Source organism: Methanohalobium sp. (genome assembly GCF_046546175.1).
GTDB lineage: Archaea > Halobacteriota > Methanosarcinia > Methanosarcinales > Methanosarcinaceae > Methanohalobium.
Map to the genome: position 1 here is coordinate 17,987 of NZ_JBKGYF010000006.1, position 23,773 is coordinate 41,759.

The window sequence follows — 23,773 nt, forward strand, 5'->3', positions numbered from 1 at the left end:
ATATAAAATTGCCAATGTTTCATTTTAGAAGTCTTGCCATATCCTTGGCAAAATAGGTGAGAACCATATCCGCACCGGCACGCTTGATGGACGTGATTGATTCAGATATTATTTTATTCTCATCCAGCCATCCATTCTGTGCGGCAGCTTTAACCATGGCGTACTCCCCGCTTACATTATAAGCGGCGGTTGGCATTTCAAGTTCATCCTTGACACGGTAGACTATATCAAGGTAAGGAAGTGCGGGTTTGACCATTACTATGTCAGCTCCTTCTTCAATATCCAGTTCTACTTCACGAATAGCTTCATTGGAATTGGCAGGGTCCATCTGATAACTCGAACGGTCACCAAAGGAATAACCGGATTCTGCCGCATCTCTGAACGGACCATAGAATGCTGAAAAGTATTTGGCTGCATAGGACATGATTGGTATGTTTACAAAATTGTTGTTATCAAGTTCTGTTCTGATGGCTTCAACCATACCATCCATCATCCCTGATGGAGCAACCATATCTGCTCCAGCTTTAGCGTGGCTTACAGCGGTTTTCCCAAGCAACGGCAGAGTCGGGTCATTCAAAATCTCTTCACTCCCATAATCCACAACACCACAATGTCCATGGGCCGTGTACTCACACAGGCAGACGTCAGTGATTATTGCAATATCACTGCTTGAGAGTTCGTTGCGAATTTCTCTGACAGCACGCTGTACAACCTCATTATCACCCCATGCAGAACTCCCGGATTCATCCTTGTTGGATGGGACACCAAATACCATTATCGATGGTATTCCAAGGTCTGATATCTCCTTTACTTCATCTGCAGTGTATTCAACCGGTAATTTATACACTCCTGGCATTGATGGTACTTCCAGTGGTGTATCAATATTTTCATCAACAAAAACAGGACATATCAGGTCATCTGCAGTAATTGCTGTTTCACGTACAAGATTTTGTATTTTGCCATGTCTTAATCTTCTCATCCGGACATATGGAAACATATTAACCATCTCATATTGTTTGAATTTCTGTAATTATTTTTTCGAATCAAGATTGAACAATTGGGACGCAACATCCATCAGTTCATCTTCATCATTTTCGGCTGCTCTTCTAAGCTTTTTTGTGGGTTCTGCAAGAATTTTGTTAACTATTGAATGTGTAAGGTCATCCAGTACTTCGGATTCGATATCACCTATTGTATGGTAGGAACTTAAGCGGTTAATTGCACGCTGTTTTTCTCTTTTGCGTACATTATGAACCTGTCCATATAACTGTGAAATCAACCCATCAGCTTTCTGGCGTTTGTACTGGGTAGTGAGTAATGTGAATTCTTCATCGATCATAACTTCTGCCTTCTTTGCCTCACCCCTTCTCATTTCCATATTTTTCTCATTTATCCTGCGAAGACTGTCAATATTGTGCAGTTTCACATGAGATATATCCGAAACCTCTGGCTCAATATCCCTGGGGGTAGCAATGTCTATCAGAAGTAGTTCTTTGTCCCTGTTTTCCATCGCTTTTCCTATAGTGGATTTTCTCAGCACGTAATGGGGCGCAGCAGTTGCACTTATAACCACGTCAGCGTTTTTGACACATTCATCGATATTGTCAAATAATACCGCATCTCCTCCAATCTCTTCAGCAAGCTGTTTGGCGGTTTCAAAGGTTCTGTTGGCAAGATATACGACTTCCATATCTTTATGAGCAAGAGCCCTTGTGACAAGTGTTCCCATTTCTCCGGTACCTATAACAAGGATTTTTTTACCGGTTAACCCTCCGAGAATTTCTTCAGCAAGATCGACAGCAGCAGAACCGATAGATACAGAGCCTTTATTTATTCGGGTTTCAGTACGAACCCTTTTTCCAACCTGTATGGCTTTAGAAAACGCAGTATCAAGCGCAGGACCAATGGTGCCCACGTTTTTGGCAGTAACATACAGGTCCTTTACCTGTCCAAGTATCTGATCTTCTCCAACAATCATGGATTCAAGACCTGAAGCTAGTCTCAAAAGATGTTTGAGTGAATCTTCATGGTCATAAAACTCTACTATATGGGATGAAGCACCCATCTCCTTGGCGAAATGAAACAACACACTGCTTGCTTTCGGGGATACAACATAAACTTCCACCCTATTACATGTTTTCAGCACTGCACATTCATGGACGTGCTCATGGGAGTAGAGGGATTTCAACACATATTCTATATCTCCGTGCCATGCTTTTTCCATTTCCTCGATACTTGCTTTTGTATGGGTAATCACCATACTTGATATCTGCTGCGTCACTGAGATCCTCCAGATAAAAAATAAATGCAGTTAACATGGGATTTAAAACCATTTAATTAATCTTTTTTACTTCTGCCGGACTGTTCTTCTACTATATTAAATGCGATATTATACGCTTTTTCATAGGAATCAGAAAGTGCTATCCATACTGAATCATCTTCCATGATTTTCCAGAGGATTTCTTTTCGTTTTTCTTGGTCTGGTACTACTTCTTTCAGGTAGGCGCGTATATCGTTTTGTATTTTTGACATTTCGCTGTACTGTGGAGTTATTACCTGTTCAATATTTTCACGGGTAAACTTTGAAAGAGCGGGACTCGAACCAAGGGTAGATATCCCTATTGTCAGGTCCCCTCTTTTAATAACGGATGGTACAATCACATCACCGATGTCATCCACCTGATTGACAAAAATATTCTTTTTATTTGCAATTTCTGTAATCCTATCATTCAACTGTTTATTGTTGGTTGCGGGGATTACCATAAACGAGCCCAAAATTAAGCCTGTTATTTCGGAATCACTGAGTGAATTGATATTTGATGATATTAATTTGATGTATCCTTTATCTTCAAGTTCTCTCATTCTGGGTGTAAATGAGGTGCTTACAACAGCTGTATCGGTATATGTTGAAAAAAGTAGGGCTTTACGTTCACCCACAGAACCGGCTCCAAAAATCACTATTTTCCTGTTACTCAGGTCAATCATCAGTGGGATGAAGTTTTTGTCAGTGGTCATTTTATCGTTGTTTATTATAACCGTACACCGGTTTTTTTGAATTCGTGCTCACTGAACAGGAGTTTGTAATCAGTTATCCCTGTGGCTCTGGAAATTTCTTCAGCTACATTTTCACAGTCTTTTCTGGTGTAAGAGTGTACCATTGCGAACAAATTATAGGGCCAGTCCGGATACCGCGGACGCTCATAACAATGGGTCACTTCTGAAAAACCCGCCATCACGGCACCCACTTCTTCGACCCTTTCATCAGGCACATTCCAGATACACATGGCATTGGCGGTAATACCTATTGCTCTATGACCTATAGATGCGCCGAATCTTCTTATTATACCTTTATTTTCCATTTCCTTTATAATGTTGACAACTTCTTCCTCGGTTATATCAAGATAACTGGCTATATAGGCAAACGGTGAATGGGTAAAAGGTATGCCGTCCTGTGTAAGTCTGATTATTTTTGTATAAATGTCACATTTGTAACCAGTGTTAGAAGGTATTATTTCAGAATCTTCATCTGACATCAAATTTCACCCCAATCTTGAAAAGGCGTTTTGTGGGTAAATTTATAAGTGGGCAACCGGTCTCATGTCTGATTTCATCAAGGATATCATCCAGTCGATTCTGATTTGATGCTGAAACTGTGAACCAGAGGTTGTATTTTGCAGGGCGAAGATAGTTGTGTGATACTTCAGGGTACTGGTTGATGAATTCAGCTATCTCTGAAATACGGGATTCAGGTGCTTTTACTGCAACAAGTGTACTTATTCCGCCTGTTTTTCTGGTGTTGATTATCGGACCGATACGTCTGACTGCTCCTTTATTGCGGAGGTTATCCAGTCTCTTTAAGACCTCATCTTCACTTATGTTTAGTTTTTCTGCCAGTTTTTTATAGGGATGTATATCAAGAGGAAAATCCAGCTGTATTTCATTCAGGATTTTTTTATCGGTTTCATCCAGTTGAATCATTTGGATACCTTTGATTTTTGTTTTGGGTTGTAAATACAATACGGTTCTTCATCCAGATAATCCCCGGTTTCAGCATATGCACGTGCCCTGCAGCCACCACAAATTTTTTTGTATTCACACACACCACATTTACCTTTCAATTTACTGGAATCACGAAGGTCGTTGAACACCTTTGAATTGTTCCATATATCTTTAAAACTCTGTTGTCTCAGGTCACCAGCAAGTGCCGGTAAATATCCACATGGATATACTTCACCTCTGCTGGATACGAAACAAAATCCAGTACCACCAAGACAACCTTTTGTCATAGCATTATATCCGTCATTTTCAAAGGAAAGTTTTCTGCCATTTTTCTGTTCGCGTTGAATTACGACTCTGAAATATTGGGGGGCACATGTAGCTTTTAATTGTATAGGTGAGTATTTCTGTTGTTCATAAAACCAGTTAAGGACCTTTTCATATTCCTCAGGAGGTATTTCATCCTCTTCAATCTCTTTACCTCTGCCGGTGGGTACCAGCATGAAGATGTGTAGGGCTTCAGCCCCTATATTTTTTGTGAACTCAAAAATATCTGGAATCTCCTGGATATTGCGTTTTGTAATGGTAGTGTTAATCTGTACACCTATGCCTATTTTTTTGAAAATTTCAATTCCGTTTAATGCGCCTTTAAAAGCACCAGGCAATCCCCGAAAACCGTCATGTGTGTCAGAGGTTGCACCATCGATACTAATGCTCACCCTCTGTACACCGGATTGTTTCAATTTTTCAGCAATATCAGAAGTAACCAGTGTTCCGTTGGTGGCCATGACGACCCTTAGTCCTTTTTCTGTTCCATAACTGGCAATTTCGAAGATATCATCACGGATAAGTGGTTCTCCACCACTTAATATAAGAATGGGACTACCAATATCTGCGATTTCATCGATAAAATGTTTTGATTCATTTGTTGTCAATTCATCACTGTCAACTTCTGAGGTTGATGCGCCTCTACAATGGGCGCATGATAGATTGCAACTTTTCGTAAATTCCCATGCAATAAGCTTTGGTGGTTGTGCCATATTACCATTTATTGAGTATTTTTCGTAATAATTTAAAATTAATCCCGCAGGATTCTTATATTAGTCCTTAATTCACATTCAATTTGTTTAAATAAGATGTGTTAGATAAAATATAACCTATATTAATAGTTATGTTGCAACTTTGAAAATTGAAATTTACTGTCTATAATATTAGTACTGCAAATTATTAAATCCAATTTATATAACACAAATGCAAATGGTATTATTATAATGAATGCATTGTATGTAGCGTTCACAATTACATGGGTAACAATTTTAATATATGTACTATACCTGATACGAACACGTGTGAATCTAAGACGCGAACTTAAACGATTAAAAAAACATCAATAAATGGTATATATATATGTACAAAAGCAAAAAGATACTGACAGCAATCATCTTTATCACAATTGTGGCGATTGTTGGACTATGGAATGTGGATTTTTCAAATGGGTACCTTATGGTGTCGGAACTCAAATCAAATTCTGAAAATTATATAGGTGATAAGGTTGATACAATGGGTACCATTAAAAACGGAACGCTTAATAATACACCTGAATCCACAAATTTTGTTCTAAAAGATGCAGAAAACAATTCATATCAAATCTATATCGAGTATACCGGGGATTTACCTGCAAATCTGGCGGAAGGGAAAAATGTCAGTTTAAGCGGAACAATGATAAATGATAAGAAAATCAAAGCAAATGAAATTGTCATGGGATGTCCGTCTAAATATAAAGAAAAAACCAGTAATTGAATATTGACTTTCAAAATAAATGAGGGCGCTTGATGAATATTGAACAATGGGATGAATATGTATGCATTACAGACGCCATGAATGAACTAATCGAGAATCTTGATGATTCATCCCAAATGAAAAATGTCGTAAGCCATGTTTGTAATTACGGCGGCAAAAGGATTAGACCTATCATATTGATGCTTTCATCTGAAATATGCGGAGGCGATTCGAAGGACAGTATCAATGCGGCACTTTCGGTTGAACTGATGCATTCCGCATCGCTTATTCATGATGATTTGATAGATGGTGGTATCATCCGCAGAGGCGTGTCATCAGCACATAAAAAATTTGGCCATTCAGCAGCCATGCTCTGCGGTGACTTTTTAATATCCAAATCCATCGAACTTATGTCTGCTTATGGTCAGAAGCCGATTACTGAATTCGGTCAGGCTGGAATGTCAATGGCACAAGGAGAAACCATTGATATAGGTAGTGAAGATTCAGGGTTTGAAGAAGTTAATTATTTTGATTGTATTTACAAAAAAACTGCTTCGCTCTTTGCTGCGAGTGCATCCATTGGGGCATATATTGGAGGGGCAGATGATGAAACAGCTCATAAATGCAGGTTGTATGGAGAATACATGGGAACAGCATATCAGATTGTCGATGACCTGCTGGAATATTTACATGAACTGGATGACAAAAGTTCAACCCGCAAATCAATAACACTTCCGCAGATATATACAAAACAAATGTCTCATGATGAAGCGGTAAAAAAAACAATAGATAAAGTTGAAGAATACGTGGGTCAGGCGAAAGGTATCATCGAGGCTTTTGAGTCAGAAAACGGTAATAATAAATTGATACAGATAACCAACCATATAACAATAGATATGCTTCCTGAAAATCATTTTTAAACCAGTTGTTAATATCAGGTGTAATATGCGAGTATACGATAAACCAACAATTAAAGTAAATGCAACTGTTAAAAATAACAGAGTTGCACTTGATTCAGAAGGTACTTTCTCACCGATTGTCAGGCCGATTCTGACACATATTAATGACGTTTTCCGGGAAGAAAAACCCGTATCCTTTGATGAGGACAGGATAATATTTTCAACGTGGCTCCCTCCAATACCCAGTGATATTTTTGGCAGGGTTGTCAATTCTCAGATAGGTTCCGTTTTCAAAAGGCGCATACCTGATCAGTTTTCAATTGGAATAACAATGCGTTGTCCTAATAATTGTATACACTGTGGAGCGGCTGACGTAGTGGCAAATCCTGAACTTTCATTGGATGAAATAAATGATGTAGTATCCCAGTCCATTGACCTTGGATCGTATCTCATTTCGTTTGACGGAGGAGAAACCATGCTTCGAAATGATCTTGAAGACATGGTGGAAAATGTTGATAAAAACCGTGCGATAGCAACTGTTTTCACATCAGGATACGGCTTGACCGAACAACGAGCATTGAGCCTTAAAAGTGCCGGATTATATGCAGTAAGGGTGAGTTTTGACAGCCCGTTTGAAGAAGTGCATGATAAAGTGCGCGGCAGAACTGGAGCATATCAGGACGCTATAAATGCTGTAAAAAACGCAAAATCAGCGGATATACTTACTGATATGTTTGTGGTGGTTTCACCGGATAACATTGAAAACCTCTGTGATTTTTATAATCTTGCTGTGGAATTGGGTGTGGATGAAATATCGTTCTATGAAATAGTGGCTGTTGGAAGATGGCTCCATCAGGAAGACCAGGTTTTAAATGATAGAGATGTATCACGCCTTGAAACCTTCCAGAAGAATATGAACGAAAAATCAGATGGTCCAAGAGTTACTGCGTTTCCTTATTTTATGGGTCCGAAGCAGTTTGGCTGCTTTGCAGGGCGTCGGTGGGTTCATGTAACGTCAGCAGGTGATGTGCTGCCTTGTGCCTATACACCTCTTTCATTTGGAAATATACGTGAAGATAGGCTTAAAGAAATATGGAAACGAATGGGCAAACATTCTGCTTATAAAGGTCAGGCTGATTATTGTATGATGAGGAATCCAGAATTCAGGAAAAAATACATTCATACAATACCGGAAAATATACAGATGCCCTATAGAGCCGATAAAAATTGGTGAGGATTTTCAAATGACATAAAATTTATATTTTATAAATAAACACATGGTACTAATCCAAAAACCGCTCTTCAATGATACAGGTGTATTGAGCCATTTTTATACAACATCGGTAATAAATGATAAATCATTAAAAATATCAATAACAGGAGAATTTAAACCGAATAACTTATATTCAGGTTTACTATTTAGGATAGATAACTATTTAGAATACAAAATAGCAAAAGAGGATTTGCATGGCCAAAGATGACGTCTTATTGAAGATCAAAGAGGCAGAACAAAGTGCGAAGAAAACTGTGGAGGAGAGCGTTAAAGAAAAAAATGAACGCATATCCAATGCAAAGGCCGAAGCTGATGAAATAATCAAGCAGGCCAAAAAAGATGCTGAAGAATCTGCTGAGAATTCGTACAGATCTGCAGAAGATAAAATACGGGCTGAGAGTTCAAAGATAGTCGAAGACGGAAAAAAAGAGGCCGAATCAATCAAACAGAAGGCTCGAGAGAATGAAGATGAAGCTGTTAATTACTTAATTAAAGAGTTCGAGAGGGCAATCACAAATGCTTGAACCCAAACCAATGAGCCGGGTAATTGTTGCAGGCCATAAAAATATAATGCAGGACACTATAGAAGCACTACATAGTCTCAATGTGTACCACATTGAAGATTATAATGAAGAAGAGCCTGGCCTGGAAATTGGTAATCCTTTCGAGAGTGCAGAAGATGTATCCAAAAAACTTGTAAAAATTAGATCGCTTTCCAATTACCTTGGTGTCAAAGGTAATGGTAACGTAAGAGAAGATTCAGACAAGGTCTGGAACAACCTCGATGACAGGTTAAATGAGCTCGATAACAAAGTTTCTGAAAAAACAAAAGAAAAAAGTGAACTGGATGGTAAATTAAAGGATATTGAAAACCTTAAAAAGGATTTACTTCCACTTTCCAATATACCTCTTGACCTTGACCTTTACAGAGGTTATGAGAACATATCGGTTTTTGCAGGAACTATAAAGGGAAGTTTAGAAAACCTTGAAACCGATGTTTCTAGCATAACCAATATTTATGAAATCTGGAAGGATCCGGAATGGAATTCTATAGCGTTATTTGTTTCCAACGATTACGCAGGTCAGGTATCAGAAACGTTATCTGGTTATTCGTTCAAAGAGTTCAGAATACCTGAAATGAGTGGTGTTCCAAAGGATATACTTTCAAAGGCTGAAGAGGATATACAATCATTCGAGAATCAGATTGAATCCATAGACCAGGAAATCGAATCTATCAAAAAACAGTATTCCAGCTTTATACTTGCAAGTGATGAATTACTCTCGATAGAAGCTGAAAAGGCAGAAGCACCATTACGAATGGCCACATCTGATAATACATTCGTGGTTGACGGATGGATTCCAGATGATGAGTATGAGACAATGGTGCAGAGCCTTGATAAATCTACCAATGGCCATGCTTACGTTTCCAAACTGGAAACAGTAGATTCCAATGAACATGAAGAACATTCCGAAGAAGTAACACCTCCTACAGAATACAATAATTCTAAACTATCAAAGCCTTTTGAAACAGTTATGGATCTGTATTCGCGTCCACGATACAAGGAGCTGGACCCAACTAGTCTGATATTTGTCGCATTACCTCTGTTTTATGGGATGATGCTTGGAGACGTAGGTTATGCCCTTGTGCTTCTTGGTGTTGCCTTTGGAATCAAGAAATTTGTCAACATGGAGTCTCTAAATCCTGTGATGAATGTATTGATATATTGTCAAATATTCAGTTTTATATTCGGTATTCTCTACGGAGAAGTCTTCGGTATTTCACTGGGAACTACACATGCAGGTGTGCCCCCTTGGTCACCAGAACCTCTTTATGAGATGTTTGGTGTGACTTTTGCAGGTGACGGACACGGGACATTATCAGGATTAATACCCGGTTTTGAAACCATCTATCTGTTTGAATTCCCATTTACCAACGAAATGGTATCATTCCCATTCCACAGGCCCGATGCAGTACTGACATTAATCGTTTTGACTGCTATACTGGGAGTCATTCAAATCAACCTTGGATATGTACTGGGAATGGTTAATGTATACCGCAACCATGGAATAGTGGACGCAATACTCGAAAAAGGAAGCTGGATAATAATAGAATTGGGTGTTGTACTGGCGGCACTTGGATTTCTGGAATACACACCTACAACAATATTAGGGCTTGCAGTATTTGTAATTGGATTTGCAATGCTTTTCAAAGGAGAGGGTGTAAAAGGAGCAGTAGAGCTTCCATCGCTCCTTAGCAATGTACTATCATACGCACGTATTGCCGCAGTAGGACTATCTTCAATCTATATAGCTTATATTGTCAACGAAATAGCATTTGTGATGTTAAAACCTGATACATCTATATTGTTGGCAATCTTCTCAATAATCGTGTTTATATTCGGACATGCTCTTAATACATTACTGGGTGTCATTGCCCCCGGTTTACAGGCACTCAGGTTGCAGTATGTCGAATTTTTTACAAAATTCTATGAAGGCGGGGGCAAAAAATACAGTCCGTTTGGACATATAAGAAAATATACAGAATAAGTATACAAAAAGGAGGAATAATATAATGGCAGCAGAAGAATTCGTAATGATGGACCCAGCAGGATATAAAGCAATAGGAGCAGGAATAGCAGTCGGACTGGCAGGTATTGCCACTGGGATTGCAGAAAAAGATATAGGTAGTGCAGCAGTGGGAGCAATGGCTGAAAACGAAGCACTTTTTGGTAAAGGTCTGATTCTGACTGTTATTCCAGAAACCATTGTCATTTTCGGTTTAGTAGTTGCTTTAATTGTTGGTGCTTAATCGACTGATATAAACCGTAAATTAAATTAAAAAATTAAAGAGCATTCAACTTTTCTGCTCTTTAATTTATTAGGGTGTGAGAGTATGGGTCTGGAAACAGTAGTAAATGATATCATGGATGTTGCACAAGCCGAAGCGGCCCAAAAAAAAGAAGAAGCTGATACTGAAGCATCTCAAATCATCGAAGATGCCAAAGAAAGGGCAAAAAAAATTAAGGGTGACCGTCTGGCAGAAACTGAAGTTAAAATTGAAAGGTTAAATAAACAGGAAATTTCCAGCGCGAACCTGGAAGTTAAACGAATCAAACTTAATGCACGCAAGGAAATACTTGAGGAAGTATACAACAAGGCGTTTGAATCAGTATCAAATTTATCTCCACAAAAAAATGAAGAGCTGCTTAAAACACTTTTAGATAAATACGAAGAATATGGTGCTAAAATTTATTCAAATAAAGAATCTGAAGAGATTGTAAAAAAATTATCGTCTCTGGAATACGCTGGAAACATTGCTTGTATCGGTGGTATAGTTATTGAGAACAGTGACGGAACAGTCAGCCTGGATTATACGTACGATACGATATTAAAAGGCGTTTATGACCAATCTTTAAAACAAATATCTGATATCCTATTCGGGTGATCTCCATGCAACTTTTTCCTAAATTAAGGCGTAAAGGTAGAGGGGAAAACCTTCGAAATTCAAATTATTCGTATGCTTGTGCACGCGTTCGTGCAATGAAAAGCAAATTGTTACCAAAGGATACCTATTCCAAAATTCTAAACATGGGTATAGACCAAATAACCAAAACCATCGAAGAATCTGAATACAAACAGGATATTGATATCTTAGCAAGGGAATACAGTGGAGTAGATTTGATAGAACATGCACTAAACCGCAACCTTGCAGTGACTTTCACTAAAATTTTGGATATATCCGAAGGTGAACCTAACTATCTTTTAGGCAAGTACCTCAAAAAGTATGATATATGGGGTATTAAAACAATTTTGCGTGGGAAATACTACAACGCATCACCTGAAGAAATTAAGGAAAATTTAATTTCAGCCGGTAAATTTAGTTATGAATTTTTATCAGAACTTGCTCGTAAAGATTCATATACTGATGTTATATCAGCACTGGAAAATACAGATTATTATCCAATATTGAAACAATATGACGGTACTAATTTGACAGATATTGAAAATAAACTGGAAAAGGAGTATTATAAAGACCTTTTCATATCAGTACATGAATTAAAATCTAAAAGCAGCAAAATATTTGCCGATTTCGTGGGAACTGAAATCGATATTAAAAATCTGAGGACATTGTTCAGATTGAAAATGTCAGGTGTTAATCCGGATGAAATCCGGGAATTGATGATTGAAGGTGGACACAGACTTAAAATGAAAGATATTGAAGGTTTATTGCCCCTTTCATTCGAAGATTTCTTAAGTGCAATTGATAAGTATTCGTATTGGTACAATTTTTCGGATGTAGTAAGTTCTGATATGGAATCTTTGATAGACCTTGAAACCCAACTTCTAAAACAAAATGTTAAATTTGCATCTAGTATATCGCATGTTTATCCGCTTTCAATAGTTCCAATCATGGATTACATTTTAAACAAAAAGGTTGAAGTTGATAATCTGAGGATAATCATCCGGGGTAAAGCAGCAGGTCTTGAAAAAGAAGTAATTAGAAAACAGTTGGTGATTTGATGGAATTATCTGTTGTAGGTAATGGTGAGTTTGTTACAGGTTTTAGACTGGCTGGAGTAAGAAAGGTACATGAAGTCAGGGATGAAAACCTTGAGTCTACAGTAAAACAAGTAATTCAAGACCCTGAAGTTGGTATTTTAGTAATGCATGATGATGATTTTAATAAATTACCGCATAATTTGAGAGATAAACTCAATGAATCTGTAGAACCAACAGTTGTAACTCTTGGTGGTACAGGTCAAAGTTCCAATTTACGTGAAAAAATAAAACAATCGGTAGGTGTCGACTTGTGGAAGTAAAAGGTAAAATTTATCGTGTCTCTGGACCTGTAGTAATAGCCACAGGTATTAGACCAAAAATGTATGACGTGGTAAAAGTCGGCCACGAAGGATTAATGGGCGAAGTTATCAAAATCGAAGGTGACAAATCAACTATTCAGGTATATGAAAATACATCAGGTATCAAACCAGGAGAGCCTGTTGAAAATACCGGATTACCTTTATCAGTTGAACTCGGACCAGGGTTGCTGGAAAGCATCTACGATGGTATTCAGAGACCTCTTCAAGTACTCCAGGACAAAATGGGAGATTTCATTGCAAGAGGTGCCACAGCTAACGGTGTTGATCGTGAAAAACAGTGGGATTTCAAGCCCATAGTAGATAAGGGTGACAAGGTAGAACCCGGGGATATTATAGGTGTCGTACAGGAAACACCTAACATTGAGCATCAGGTTATGGTGCCGCCAAATGTTCAGGGTGGTACTGTCAATGATATAAAAAGTGGAAAGTTCACGGTAGAAGAAACAGTCTGTGTACTTTCAAATGGAAAAGAACTTTCAATGTTGCAGAAATGGCCAGTAAGGACACCCCGTCCTACAAAAAAGAAACTCAGACCGGGCAGGCCATTGTTGACTGGACAGAGGATTCTTGATGGTATGTTCCCTGTCGCAAAAGGAGGGACCGCTGCAATCCCAGGACCATTCGGTTCCGGAAAAACCGTAACCCAGCAGCAACTTGCAAAATGGAGTGACACCGATATTGTGGTATATATCGGTTGTGGAGAACGTGGAAACGAAATGGCAGATGTGCTTAATGAGTTCCCAGAACTCGAGGATCCAAAAGCCGGACGTCCTTTAATGGAACGTACTGTCCTTATAGCAAACACTTCCAATATGCCAGTCGCTGCACGTGAAGCATCTGTTTATACCGGAATTACCATATCTGAATATTATAGAGACATGGGATATGATGTAGCATTGATGGCTGATTCTACTTCAAGATGGGCGGAAGCTATGAGAGAAATTTCGTCCCGTCTTGAAGAAATGCCTGGTGAGGAAGGTTATCCTGCCTACTTGGCGGCAAGGTTATCCGAATTCTATGAAAGAGCAGGATTTGTAAGAGCCAATTCGGGATATGATGGTTCGATTACTGTAATAGGTGCAGTATCACCACCGGGAGGAGATTTCTCAGAACCTGTGACCCAGAACACACTACGTATTGTGAAGGTATTCTGGGCGCTGGATGCCAAATTATCCCAAAAACGTCATTTCCCAGCTATCAACTGGCTTACCAGTTACAGTCTTTATACTGAAGGATTGTCCGATTGGTTGGCAGAAAATGTGGCCTCTGACTGGGTAGACCTCAGGAATTATGCAATGGATATACTGGAAGAGGAATCCGAGCTGCAGGAAATTGTGCAGCTCGTGGGATCTGATGCACTTCCTGAAAGCCAGCAGTTGAAACTTGAAGTTGCACGTATGATTAGGGAGTATTTCCTTCAGCAGAATGCATTCCATGAAATCGATATGTATTGTCCTTTCTATAAGCAGTATAAATTGTTGCAGGCAATTCAAAAGTTCTCCGAAACGGCAAATTCAAAAATTGAAGTCGGATACTCTATAAATGATGTCATGTCCATGGAATCAAAGGATGAACTTGCAAAGGTGAAGTATGAAGAAGATTTCGATGGAGAGCTCAACAAAGTATTATCCAAGATGGATGAAGAATTTTCACAGATTGGAGGATAATAAACAATGACTAAAGAATACAAAACAATCACTCAAATATCAGGTCCTTTGATTTTCCTTGAAAAAACCGAACCAGTCGGATATGATGAACTGGTTCAAATCAATATGGAAGATGGTTCCACAAAAAGAGGTCAGGTTCTTGATACCTCTGAAGATACTGTAGTTGTACAGGTTTTTGAAGGTACAGGCGGTATTAATGATGCTGCAGGTGTAGTGTTTACCGGTGAAACCATCAAACTTCCAGTGTCAAAGGACATGCTTGGTAGAATCCTTACTGGTTCAGGTCAGCCACTGGATGAAGGACCGCATATTGTGCCTGATAAACGGTTAGATATTAACGGAGCTGCAATGAATCCATATTCAAGACGTCCACCTGAAGAATTCATTCAGACAGGGATTTCTACAATAGACGGAACCAACACCCTTGTTAGAGGGCAAAAACTTCCAATTTTCTCTGGTTCAGGACTTCCTCATAATGAAATTGCACTCCAGATTGCAAGGCAGTCCACAGTACTGGGATCGGAAGAAGAGTTTGCTGTTGTTTTTGCAGCAATGGGTATTACCCATGAAGAATCCCAGACTTTCATGGAAGATTTCGAGAAAACCGGTGCTCTTGAAAGAGCAGTGGTATTCCTTAACCATGCGGATGACCCGGCGGTTGAGCGTATGATCACACCAAGAATGGCTCTTACTGCAGCCGAGTATCTTGCATACGAACATGATATGCATGTACTTGTTATCCTTACAGATATGACAAACTATGCAGAAGCACTCCGTCAGATGGGTGCTGCCCGTGAAGAAGTACCTGGTAGACAGGGATATCCGGGTTATATGTATACAGACCTTGCATCACTTTATGAAAGAGCAGGTGTTATAAAAGGGAGAAAGGGGTCTGTAACCCAGATTCCGATTCTTACCATGCCTGGTGACGATATTACTCATCCGATTCCTGACCTTTCTGGATATATTACCGAAGGTCAGATTGTGGTTTCAAGGGAACTTCACAGAAAAGGTATCTATCCACCTGTTAATGTTTTGCCATCCCTCTCCCGTCTTATGAATAGTGGTATTGGAGAAGGTAATACAAGAGAAGATCATAAGAAAGTATCTGACCAGCTCTATGCAGGATATGCAGAAGGTCGTGACCTTAGAGGTCTTGTATCTATCGTAGGTAAAGAAGCGCTATCTGAAAGGGATAAAAAATTCCTTGAGTTTGCTGACCATTTCGAAGACCGTTTCGTCCGGCAGGGTAGAGATGAAAACAGGACTATCGAGGATACTCTTAATATCTCATGGGATATCTTGGCTGAACTTCCAATAGGGCAGCTTACAAGAATCGATGATAAAATCATTGAGAAATACCATCCTGCAAAACAGGCAAAATCTGGGTCACAATCCCAGGCGCAGGAACAGGAAGTATCCGGTGAGCAATAATATATAACGGGTGGTTAATTATGGCAGTAGAAGATGTAAAACCAACTCGGTCGGAACTCCTTGAGATTAAAAAGAAAATCAAACTTTCTGAAGGAGGTCATAAACTTTTAAAAAAGAAAAGAGATGGTTTGATTCTGGAATTTTTTGAGATTCTGAATCAGGCTAAAGATGTGCGTTCCGAGCTGGATGACGCCTATAAAGATGCCAGAAATAAAATAGGTATAGCCAAATCTGTGGAAGGAACAGTTACTGTAAACTCTACTGCTTTCTCTTTAAAAGAGCATCCAAAAATCCAGCTCCAGAGCCATAATATAATGGGAGTTGTTGTACCAAAGATTGAATCATCCAGTGTACGCAAACCCATTAACCAGCGCGGATATGGAATACTTGGGACCAGTTCCTATATTGATGAGGCAACTGATGCCTATGAAATCCTGGTGGAAAAGATTATCCAGGCAGCTGAGATGGAAACCACCATGAAAAGGCTTCTTGCAGAAATCGAGAAAACCAAGCGCCGTGTCAATGCCCTCGAATTCAAGGTTATACCTGAACTCAAAGAAGCCAGAGATTTCATCAAACTACGTCTTGATGAAATGGAAAGAGAAGGCACATTCAGGCTCAAGAAAATTAAAAAATCCTGAGTTAGAATCTATGAAATCCAATATCGAATCTTCAACTCGGCCAACACTGGCCGACAGATTCATTTCTTATTTGCTCGAACCCGCAAACCGTGCAAGGATTTTTAAATGGGCATGGTTGACATCAATGGCAATGATGGTACTTGGGTTTATGATTATTGTGTATCTTATCCTGAGTTAAATTACAAACCCTAATTTTTAAAGAGCCATTCCTTAACTGCAATGGCTAGCAGTTTCAAAATTTGGCTTTACAAAACCCTTATATAGATTAAGGGTATACATGAATTAGCTTCAAGATAATAACAGTTTGATTAAACGTATTGGTATTAAATGGTGTCACGTTAATTGTACATACTATTTTTCCGTTATGTTTTCCAGCATATTTGAATCTTTAAGCTTAATACATGGATGTGAAAAATTTGTTTGACAGAAATGAAACTGCTCCAGTTCGATCTGGAGAAAGGTATGATGTAAAAATAGAAAATATTGCAAGTAAAGGTGACGGAATTGCTAGAATTAACGGCTTTGTTATTTTTGTACCAGAGACCTCAGTAGGTGATGAAGTCACAATAACAGTTACCAAAGTAATGCAAAAATTTGCATTTGGTGAAGTAGCTGCATAAACACAATTTTGATGTTAACATGGGATGTCAATTTATTTGGTCATTCCATTCTTGTTTTAATACAATTTAACGTTGATGACTTGGAATTTTAAAAATTAAGCAATTTATTTTTATTAACTTTAGTAAGGAAATTTATCATGAAGACTTCTACATTTGAAAATTTAAATTTATCAGAAGATATTAAAAAAGCAATCGAAGACCTTGGTTATGAAGAACCAACACCAATACAGGCACAATCAATTCCCTATATAATGGAAGGAAGAGATGTAATTGGACAGGCACAGACAGGTACCGGAAAAACTGCTGCATTTGGTATACCTGCACTGGAAATGGTGAATCCGAACAACAAAAAAGTTCAATCTATAGTACTTTGTCCCACAAGGGAACTCGCAAACCAGGTTGCAGATGAGCTGAACAAACTCTCAAGATACAAAAATATAAAGGTACTTCCAATATACGGTGGACAACCCATTGATCGACAGATTAAGGCATTAAACAGGGGAGTTCACATTGTTATTGGCACACCTGGTCGTGTACTGGATCATATAGAACGCCGTACTTTAAAACTTGATAATGTAAAAATGGTAGTACTTGATGAGGCAGATGAAATGCTTGATATGGGATTCAGGGAGGATATAGAATTAATCCTTAGTAAACTGCCTGAGAAAAGACAGACCACTTTGTTTTCAGCTACTATGCCAAAACCTATTATGAAACTCACTCGAAAATACCAGGAAAATCCGGAATTGATAAAGACAGTTCATAAAAAATTAACAGTTCCCCAGGTTGAACAGACATATTTTGAAGTTAAGGAACAGTCTAAACCTGAAGCGTTGTGCCGCTTAACAGATGTCTATGATATAAAATCGTCTCTTGTTTTCTGTAATACAAAAAAGGGTGTTGATAATCTTGTAGAAACCCTTAAAACAAGGGGATATCTGGCGGATGGTCTCCATGGAGACATGAAGCAAAAACAGAGGGAGAAGGTGATGACCAGCTTCAAAAACGGTGATATTGAAACCCTTGTAGCAACTGATGTGGCAGCAAGGGGAATAGATGTTGATGATATTGAAGTTGTTTTTAATTATGATGTACCACAGGATGAAGAATCTTATGTGCACCGGATAGGTAGGACAGGAAGAGCTGGGAAACAGGGACGTGCTTTTACCTTTGTGTTTGGTAAGGAAATTTACAAGATAAAAGATATTCAAAAATTCACACAAACTAAGATACATTGTGGAAGGATCCCCTCACAAAGTGATGTGGAAGATATTAGAGCAAATATGCTGTCCCAGAAAGTGAAAGAAACCATTGATTCAGGACATCTTGGTAAATACGTCCACTGGGTGGAAAATTTGCTTGAAGAAGATTATGCATCTATTGATGTGGCAGCAGGTCTCGTAAAAGTGATGCTGTCAGATGATATCAAATAAGTTTATTTGGTAGCTCAACAGAATTTAATTAGGGTAGAATTAAATGTCAGGTGATAAATGTTCTTTATATGAGGAGCTGGCGGTTGAGGAATATTTTTTCCAAAAAGAACCCTATTATGTACCTGTAGATGATGAAGTTGAAATATTTACAGCAGCTTATAAAAACAACATTCCAGTCAATTTAAAAGGACCTACAGGTTGTGGAAAAACACGTTTTATGGAGTACATGGCTTATCGATTGAACCGTCCTTTGATAACTATTGCCTGTCATGAAGACCTTACTGCAACCGACCTCATAGGAAGATTCCTTATAAAAGGGGATGACATCGAATGGAATGACGGTCCCCTAACAAAAGCTGTGAAAAACGGTGCAATCTGTTATCTTGATGAAATCGTGGAAGCAAGGAAGGATACAATTGTTGTTATTCATCCCCTTACAGATGACAGACGAATCCTTCCTATAGATAAACTTGGTGTTATATTGAAAGCATCACCAGAATTTATGCTTACCATATCATATAACCCGGGTTACCAAAGCGTTGTAAAAGACCTTAAGCAAAGTACACGGCAGAGGTTTGTATCTATTGATTTTGATTACCCATCTGTAGATGCCGAAACGCAGATAGTGGCTCATGAGAGTGGTGTAGACGAAGATACAGCAGGTCTGCTGGTAGATATCGGCCGGCGTGTAAGAAATTTCAAACACCATGGTCTTGAGGAAGGAGTAAGCACCCGTCTCCTTATATATACAGGTAAATTGATTAATTCAGGTATTAGTTTTAAAGATGCGTGTACAATGGGAATGATAAACCCGATCACTGACGATTTGGATTTGCAAAGAAGTATTGATGAAATAATATCTACAATTATGGAGTGACAGACAGCATTGTCATCAGGTATGGATAAATCTGCACAATATCATCCGGATGATGAAATCTGGGAGTTAATAAAATTTTATTATCCAAAATTTAATAATCTGGATATATCCAGGTTGTTAGCACAACTTGACCGAATACCTGAAAAGGGATTAAAAGTTATACTTCATGAGGGCAGCAGAATTCCTTACAAAGGAAAACGGCTTCATTCCACCTACCTTGAAACAGCAGCAAAAGTTTATGAGCTCACAGGGGAAGAAGGATTTAACAGATGGTTTTCCCTTGTTTGTAAAGTTTCAACCATAAACTCATTCTGTTTAGAGGGATTTTTTAAATCATCCACCATATTAATTGAACAGGGTGATATTTCCCTTCTTGAAAAATGGACTAATTTAGGGCTTACTTTTGTTGTAAAAAGTGGTCGGGTTGCAATATCATATTTTACATGTACAGCAAAAGTGGTTCTGTCAGCTGACTTTGAAAAGTTCAAAAAAACAATAGGAATTGGAAACGGATTTGCAGCTTTTGATGTAAAAGTTGCAGAATCCTATTTTGAGCATCTTCCGGATTTTGAACCTTTACTCACATCAAAAAATTTTGATTGTTTTGACACGATAGTTAAACTTATACTTAAGATTGATACTGAATCTTCAATGGAATTAATAACCAATACAAAGGCAGTGCTTTCAGCTATTCCTTCAAAGAGAAGACAATTAATCCTTCTTTCATTAAAGAAAATTGCAGAATTTGATGTTTTTTCTGCACTTGCACTTTTTAATAATGCACCGCTTGCAATGGCAAACTTAACAGATTCAGAATTTAGATCATGGGTTTCTATAGCAATTAACATTGCAAAGGAAAACCGCACGGTTGCAGTACCATTTTTAATTGCGAGTTCAAAACTGCTCGGTTCTATTGAAATGGACGAGTTTTATGGTTGGTCGAATAAAGGTATCGATTTGATTCCAGAAAACCCTGAAGCAGCAAAAGTTTTTTTTGAAACCAGTTTTTCAAACTCAGAAAAATTGATAGTTATTCCTGATAAGAAGAAAAGGGAGTATTTACTTGATACCGGAGTCCGAATTGCAATCTTAAACTGGAAAAACCTCGATGATTACTTTGAAAATGCACCATCTATGATTAAATTGGTTACAGGAGACAGATTCAAAGAATGGGCTGATATCGGTGGACAAATATCAAAACAGAATACAATAATTGGTTCAGGATATTACAGGGATTCGGTAAAAGCACTTGAAAATATAAATCCTGTTCATTATGATGAAATCTTTAGAATAGCAAATGTATTGCTTGAGAAAAACTGCTTACTTGTAGGAATGTTTTTTGAAGTACTTTCGGAAGCAATTAAAACCATGTCACCTGAAGAGTTAGGTTTATGGGCAAATACAGGTATAGAGGTATATGACAAATGCAATAAAGTGGCAGTTGATTATTTTGAAAACTCACCTGTTCTTCTGAAGGATCTTGATGTATCTGAATTGAAGGAATGGGCACTAAAAGGTATTGATATTTTTGCAGAAAACCCACAGTATGGAAAGCTTTACTTCAATTTAAAATCCAGGAAATCTACAGAATATATAAATCAACTTTCACAGGGAGTAACTCTGAAAAGCGTGTCAAAGGTTTTGAATTACTATGCAATCGGGATTTCTGGTTCCAATTTCAGGATCCGTTCAAAGGATATTTTACAAACAAACAGCACTTTAAAGTCCATAAATCCTTTAATTTCTGGCAATACTATATACCTTGCACCAAGTGTTAAGTTGTCCAGCAATTTCGAGGACAATTTCAAATTTTACAAGTTATGTATTGTGCATGAAGTAGCTCATCAACAGTTTATTTCAAAATATCAATTTGAGGAAATATTACCTTTAATTGAAAAATACATGCCTAATTCTTTTAAAAATGAAGCCTTTGTTTATGGTCTTAAAAATCTGGGTTTTGAATCTAATGAGTTTAAAGAACAAAATGAAGGGGTAGAACTTTCTGATGTAATTGTCCTGATTCCTGACTCATTTCTTATAGAAAATATCATGGAAATTGTAGAAGATGCAAGAGTTGAATATAGGATAACGGAAATCTACAGGGGTTTGCACCATGATTTTAAGAGATTAAGGCAACTATTGCTTCAAAAAAGGTCTCCACCGGAAAACAAAATCGAGCAGTATCTGGAAACCCTTCTCTGGCTGTCTACTGGACATGAGCCAGTATTTAGCGTCGATAAAGGTCTTAGAGATTTTATAGATAAATCATGGGTTTTGCTGGAGAAAAATATTTTCCAACCAGGTTCGTCCACTCTGGATTCCTTTGTGACAACCCTTGAGCTCTACCACTATATGAATAAAGAGGATTTAATAGAACCTGAATGGAATGCATTTTACAACCTTGAATACAGGGGAACATTGGTAAGAAAACCAATCAGTAAAAAATCAAAGAGTATAGATTATCCAGAAAATATTGAAGGTGTACCAGATACACCGATTTCTGAAACTTATGAAAATAAAACTGGAAAAGATACTGAAGAAAAATTTACAGAAAAGGAAAAACTAGAGAAGCCATTGGTAGAAAATAACTGGACTGTACTTGGAAGTTACATATATGATGAATGGGATACTCGGATCGATGATTATAAATCTGACTGGTGTATTGTGAAAGAAATAGATCCACCTGTAGAGTCAAACGAATTTTATAAAAATTCTGTGAATTATTACAAGAATGAAATATCATATGTAAAACGCATTTTCAGGAAAATGAAACCTGAGACGTTTCGTAAATTAAAACGGCAATCTGATGGGGATGAAATTGACCTCGGTGCCTTTACAGATGCATTAATTGAAAGAAAATGCGGGATCAATCCTGATGATTATCTGTACATAAAAAGAGATAAACGGGAGAGGGATGTTGCCACACTTTTTCTGGTGGATGTGAGTGCATCTACCCAGAAACTGCTGTATGATGGTAAAAGTATACTGGATGTTGAAAAAGATGCACTTATAATCATGACCCAGGCGCTTGAGAGTATAGGTGATAAATACGCAGTATACGCTTTTTCCGGCAATACCAGGAAAGATGTGGAGTATTATTCTGTAAAAGGATTTGGTGGTCATCTGTCCAATGATGCAGAGTGTAGAATCAGTGCACTAAAACCCATGTCCAACACCCGGTTGGGTCCTGCAATCCGACACACTATAAGCAAACTGGAACAGGTTGAAGCAAATACAAAGGTTGTAGTCCTGTTATCTGATGGAGAGCCCTATGATTTCGGTTTGAGTGAAGAAATTTACAAAGGACATCTTGCAGAAGAAGATACCAGGATGGCTATCCAGGAAGGGAATTCCAAGGGGATTAATTTTTTCTGTATAACTGTAGATAAAGAGGCTGAAGACTATCTTGATAATATTTTTTCTGATCCGGGATACATTATAATTGATGATGCCCAAAAAATCCCGGAACGTCTCCCTCTTATTTATAAGAAGATAACTACATGAAGATGTAATGCCATCAATGTTTATAATAACATATTAACATGTACGTTATTGTAATTGCTAAAATCAAATTCATTTTCTATCAATTTTTATTATCAATTACATTCATGAGATATACTCACCGGGTGTAACGCTACACCCTCTATCCCATCTAAATCAGGGATTGCTTTTTTCATAATATTATAGGCACCATTTACATCAGCATTGATTATTGTACCGTTAGATGATTGGAAAAGCCCTCTTTTAATTCTTTTACCAAGATAAGAAGTCCTTCTTTCAACTGGTTCACCATTTGATGCCTAATTTATCATAAATGGATTTTAGTTTTCCAGTTTTTTTGTTGTAGAACTGGTTTATTGATTTTGCGACACCGCCCTTAATAACAATCGGTTTTTCACCGATGTTATTGACCATAGTGACGATATTATTAATTCCCAGGTCGATACTGGCGATGTTTTCTTCGTTTAGATTTGGTGTTTCTAAACCTTTTTCGTAAACAATTTCACACTTATAACCAACTCCCATAGGAAGAATTCGAACTTGATTTAGTTTAGTGTCATCTTGAAGACGAGTTTCTACTTGCAGGTTCACTTTCTTCGGGAACTTGATAACTCCGTTTTTTATCTTACACTGTTGGTTCGTGAAAGTGAGAATATTTTCGCCATTTTTCTTTTTATATTTTGGTGTGTTGGGTTTTGAATAGTAATTTTCCGGGTTCTTTTTCCAGTCTTTAATTGATTGGAAGAAAGATTTCCAGTTTTTATCCATCAGTT

25 protein-coding genes are annotated in these 23,773 nt (G+C 37.9%); 18 read left to right on the plus strand and 7 right to left on the minus strand.

All coding sequences use genetic code 11. The annotated features are described in order from the left end of the window. Positions 1 to 19 precede the first annotated feature (19 nt). The 6 genes from hemB to ahbD all read right to left on the minus strand — a co-directional run bounded on the left by hemB (position 20) and on the right by ahbD (position 5,036). Complete coding sequence (gene hemB / locus ACLFMM_RS01375) at positions 20 to 997, minus strand: porphobilinogen synthase (RefSeq protein WP_410806920.1); 978 nt, start codon at positions 995 to 997, stop codon at positions 20 to 22. Positions 998 to 1,030: 33 nt separating this feature from the next. Further along, positions 1,031 to 2,260 carry a glutamyl-tRNA reductase gene (gene hemA, locus ACLFMM_RS01380; RefSeq protein WP_410806946.1) on the minus strand — a complete coding sequence of 410 codons (1,230 nt, stop codon included), beginning with the start codon at positions 2,258 to 2,260 and terminating at the stop codon, positions 1,031 to 1,033. Positions 2,261 to 2,337: 77 nt separating this feature from the next. Continuing rightward, positions 2,338 to 3,015 (minus strand): bifunctional precorrin-2 dehydrogenase/sirohydrochlorin ferrochelatase, encoded by a 678-nt coding sequence (locus ACLFMM_RS01385; protein ID WP_410806921.1) that lies wholly within the window; start codon positions 3,013 to 3,015, stop codon positions 2,338 to 2,340. A gap of 14 nt (positions 3,016 to 3,029) precedes the next feature. Then, positions 3,030 to 3,533, minus strand: a complete 504-nt coding sequence (gene ahbB / locus ACLFMM_RS01390; protein ID WP_410806922.1) for a siroheme decarboxylase subunit beta — start codon at positions 3,531 to 3,533, stop codon at positions 3,030 to 3,032. Further along, entirely contained in the window at positions 3,523 to 3,978 is a 456-nt protein-coding gene (gene ahbA, locus ACLFMM_RS01395; protein ID WP_410806923.1) for a siroheme decarboxylase subunit alpha, read from the minus strand. Before ahbA ends, ahbB begins: the two co-directional genes overlap by 11 nt. After that, on the minus strand, positions 3,975 to 5,036 hold the full coding sequence (gene ahbD / locus ACLFMM_RS01400) for a heme b synthase (protein ID WP_410806924.1): 1,062 nt from the start codon (positions 5,034 to 5,036) through the stop codon (positions 3,975 to 3,977). Before ahbD ends, ahbA begins: the two co-directional genes overlap by 4 nt. Positions 5,037 to 5,267: 231 nt before the next feature. On the opposite strand from ahbD, the gene ACLFMM_RS01405 reads away from it, so the two are divergent. The 18 genes from ACLFMM_RS01405 (at position 5,268) to ACLFMM_RS01490 (ending at position 23,003) form a co-directional block, all read left to right on the plus strand. Then, positions 5,268 to 5,390: a CcmD family protein gene (locus ACLFMM_RS01405; RefSeq protein WP_410806925.1), complete on the plus strand. Its 123-nt coding sequence runs from the start codon at positions 5,268 to 5,270 to the stop codon at positions 5,388 to 5,390. Positions 5,391 to 5,403: 13 nt separating this feature from the next. After that, positions 5,404 to 5,796 (plus strand): cytochrome c maturation protein CcmE, encoded by a 393-nt coding sequence (locus ACLFMM_RS01410; protein ID WP_410806926.1) that lies wholly within the window; start codon positions 5,404 to 5,406, stop codon positions 5,794 to 5,796. 32 nt (positions 5,797 to 5,828) lie between these two features. Beyond that, a complete protein-coding gene (locus ACLFMM_RS01415; RefSeq protein ID WP_410806927.1) occupies positions 5,829 to 6,695 on the plus strand; it encodes a polyprenyl synthetase family protein in 867 nt (288 codons plus the stop codon). A gap of 25 nt (positions 6,696 to 6,720) precedes the next feature. Further along, positions 6,721 to 7,908: a radical SAM protein gene (locus tag ACLFMM_RS01420; RefSeq protein ID WP_410806928.1), complete on the plus strand. Its 1,188-nt coding sequence runs from the start codon at positions 6,721 to 6,723 to the stop codon at positions 7,906 to 7,908. A gap of 233 nt (positions 7,909 to 8,141) precedes the next feature. Beyond that, positions 8,142 to 8,471 (plus strand): ATP synthase archaeal subunit H, encoded by a 330-nt coding sequence (gene ahaH, locus ACLFMM_RS01425; RefSeq protein WP_410806929.1) that lies wholly within the window; start codon positions 8,142 to 8,144, stop codon positions 8,469 to 8,471. After that, complete coding sequence (locus tag ACLFMM_RS01430; RefSeq protein ID WP_410806930.1) at positions 8,464 to 10,494, plus strand: V-type ATP synthase subunit I; 2,031 nt, start codon at positions 8,464 to 8,466, stop codon at positions 10,492 to 10,494. Before ahaH ends, ACLFMM_RS01430 begins: the two co-directional genes overlap by 8 nt. 25 nt (positions 10,495 to 10,519) lie before the next feature. Continuing rightward, the gene (locus tag ACLFMM_RS01435) at positions 10,520 to 10,756 is read left to right on the plus strand and encodes a V-type ATP synthase subunit K (protein ID WP_410806931.1); all 237 of its coding nucleotides are present in this window, start codon (positions 10,520 to 10,522) and stop codon (positions 10,754 to 10,756) included. A gap of 84 nt (positions 10,757 to 10,840) precedes the next feature. Next, a complete protein-coding gene (locus ACLFMM_RS01440) occupies positions 10,841 to 11,392 on the plus strand; it encodes a V-type ATP synthase subunit E (protein ID WP_410806932.1) in 552 nt (183 codons plus the stop codon). A gap of 5 nt (positions 11,393 to 11,397) precedes the next feature. Continuing rightward, positions 11,398 to 12,468, plus strand: coding sequence for a V-type ATP synthase subunit C (locus tag ACLFMM_RS01445; RefSeq protein WP_410806933.1), 1,071 nt, complete (start codon positions 11,398 to 11,400; stop codon positions 12,466 to 12,468). Beyond that, a complete protein-coding gene (locus tag ACLFMM_RS01450) occupies positions 12,468 to 12,767 on the plus strand; it encodes a V-type ATP synthase subunit F (RefSeq protein WP_410806934.1) in 300 nt (99 codons plus the stop codon). The genes ACLFMM_RS01445 and ACLFMM_RS01450 overlap by 1 nt, the downstream gene beginning before the upstream one ends. After that, positions 12,758 to 14,494, plus strand: coding sequence for an ATP synthase subunit A (locus tag ACLFMM_RS01455; protein ID WP_410806935.1), 1,737 nt, complete (start codon positions 12,758 to 12,760; stop codon positions 14,492 to 14,494). The genes ACLFMM_RS01450 and ACLFMM_RS01455 overlap by 10 nt, the downstream gene beginning before the upstream one ends. A 6-nt stretch (positions 14,495 to 14,500) precedes the next feature. Beyond that, complete coding sequence (locus ACLFMM_RS01460; protein WP_410806936.1) at positions 14,501 to 15,928, plus strand: ATP synthase subunit B; 1,428 nt, start codon at positions 14,501 to 14,503, stop codon at positions 15,926 to 15,928. A gap of 20 nt (positions 15,929 to 15,948) precedes the next feature. Further along, positions 15,949 to 16,569 (plus strand): V-type ATP synthase subunit D, encoded by a 621-nt coding sequence (locus tag ACLFMM_RS01465; RefSeq protein ID WP_410806937.1) that lies wholly within the window; start codon positions 15,949 to 15,951, stop codon positions 16,567 to 16,569. A gap of 10 nt (positions 16,570 to 16,579) precedes the next feature. Then, the gene (locus ACLFMM_RS01470; RefSeq protein ID WP_410806938.1) at positions 16,580 to 16,747 is read left to right on the plus strand and encodes a hypothetical protein; all 168 of its coding nucleotides are present in this window, start codon (positions 16,580 to 16,582) and stop codon (positions 16,745 to 16,747) included. 223 nt (positions 16,748 to 16,970) lie between these two features. Beyond that, positions 16,971 to 17,189 carry a TRAM domain-containing protein gene (locus ACLFMM_RS01475; RefSeq protein WP_410806939.1) on the plus strand — a complete coding sequence of 73 codons (219 nt, stop codon included), beginning with the start codon at positions 16,971 to 16,973 and terminating at the stop codon, positions 17,187 to 17,189. Positions 17,190 to 17,326: 137 nt separating this feature from the next. Next, positions 17,327 to 18,622, plus strand: coding sequence for a DEAD/DEAH box helicase (locus ACLFMM_RS01480; protein WP_410806940.1), 1,296 nt, complete (start codon positions 17,327 to 17,329; stop codon positions 18,620 to 18,622). 43 nt (positions 18,623 to 18,665) lie between these two features. After that, complete coding sequence (locus ACLFMM_RS01485) at positions 18,666 to 19,499, plus strand: CbbQ/NirQ/NorQ/GpvN family protein (protein ID WP_410806941.1); 834 nt, start codon at positions 18,666 to 18,668, stop codon at positions 19,497 to 19,499. 9 nt (positions 19,500 to 19,508) lie between these two features. Further along, on the plus strand, positions 19,509 to 23,003 hold the full coding sequence (locus ACLFMM_RS01490) for a nitric oxide reductase activation protein NorD (RefSeq protein ID WP_410806942.1): 3,495 nt from the start codon (positions 19,509 to 19,511) through the stop codon (positions 23,001 to 23,003). Positions 23,004 to 23,285: 282 nt separating this feature from the next. Here ACLFMM_RS01490 and ACLFMM_RS01495 read toward each other — a convergent pair. Further along, positions 23,286 to 23,773 (minus strand): transposase (locus tag ACLFMM_RS01495; protein WP_410806943.1); only part of this gene is annotated, 488 nt, incomplete at its 5' end.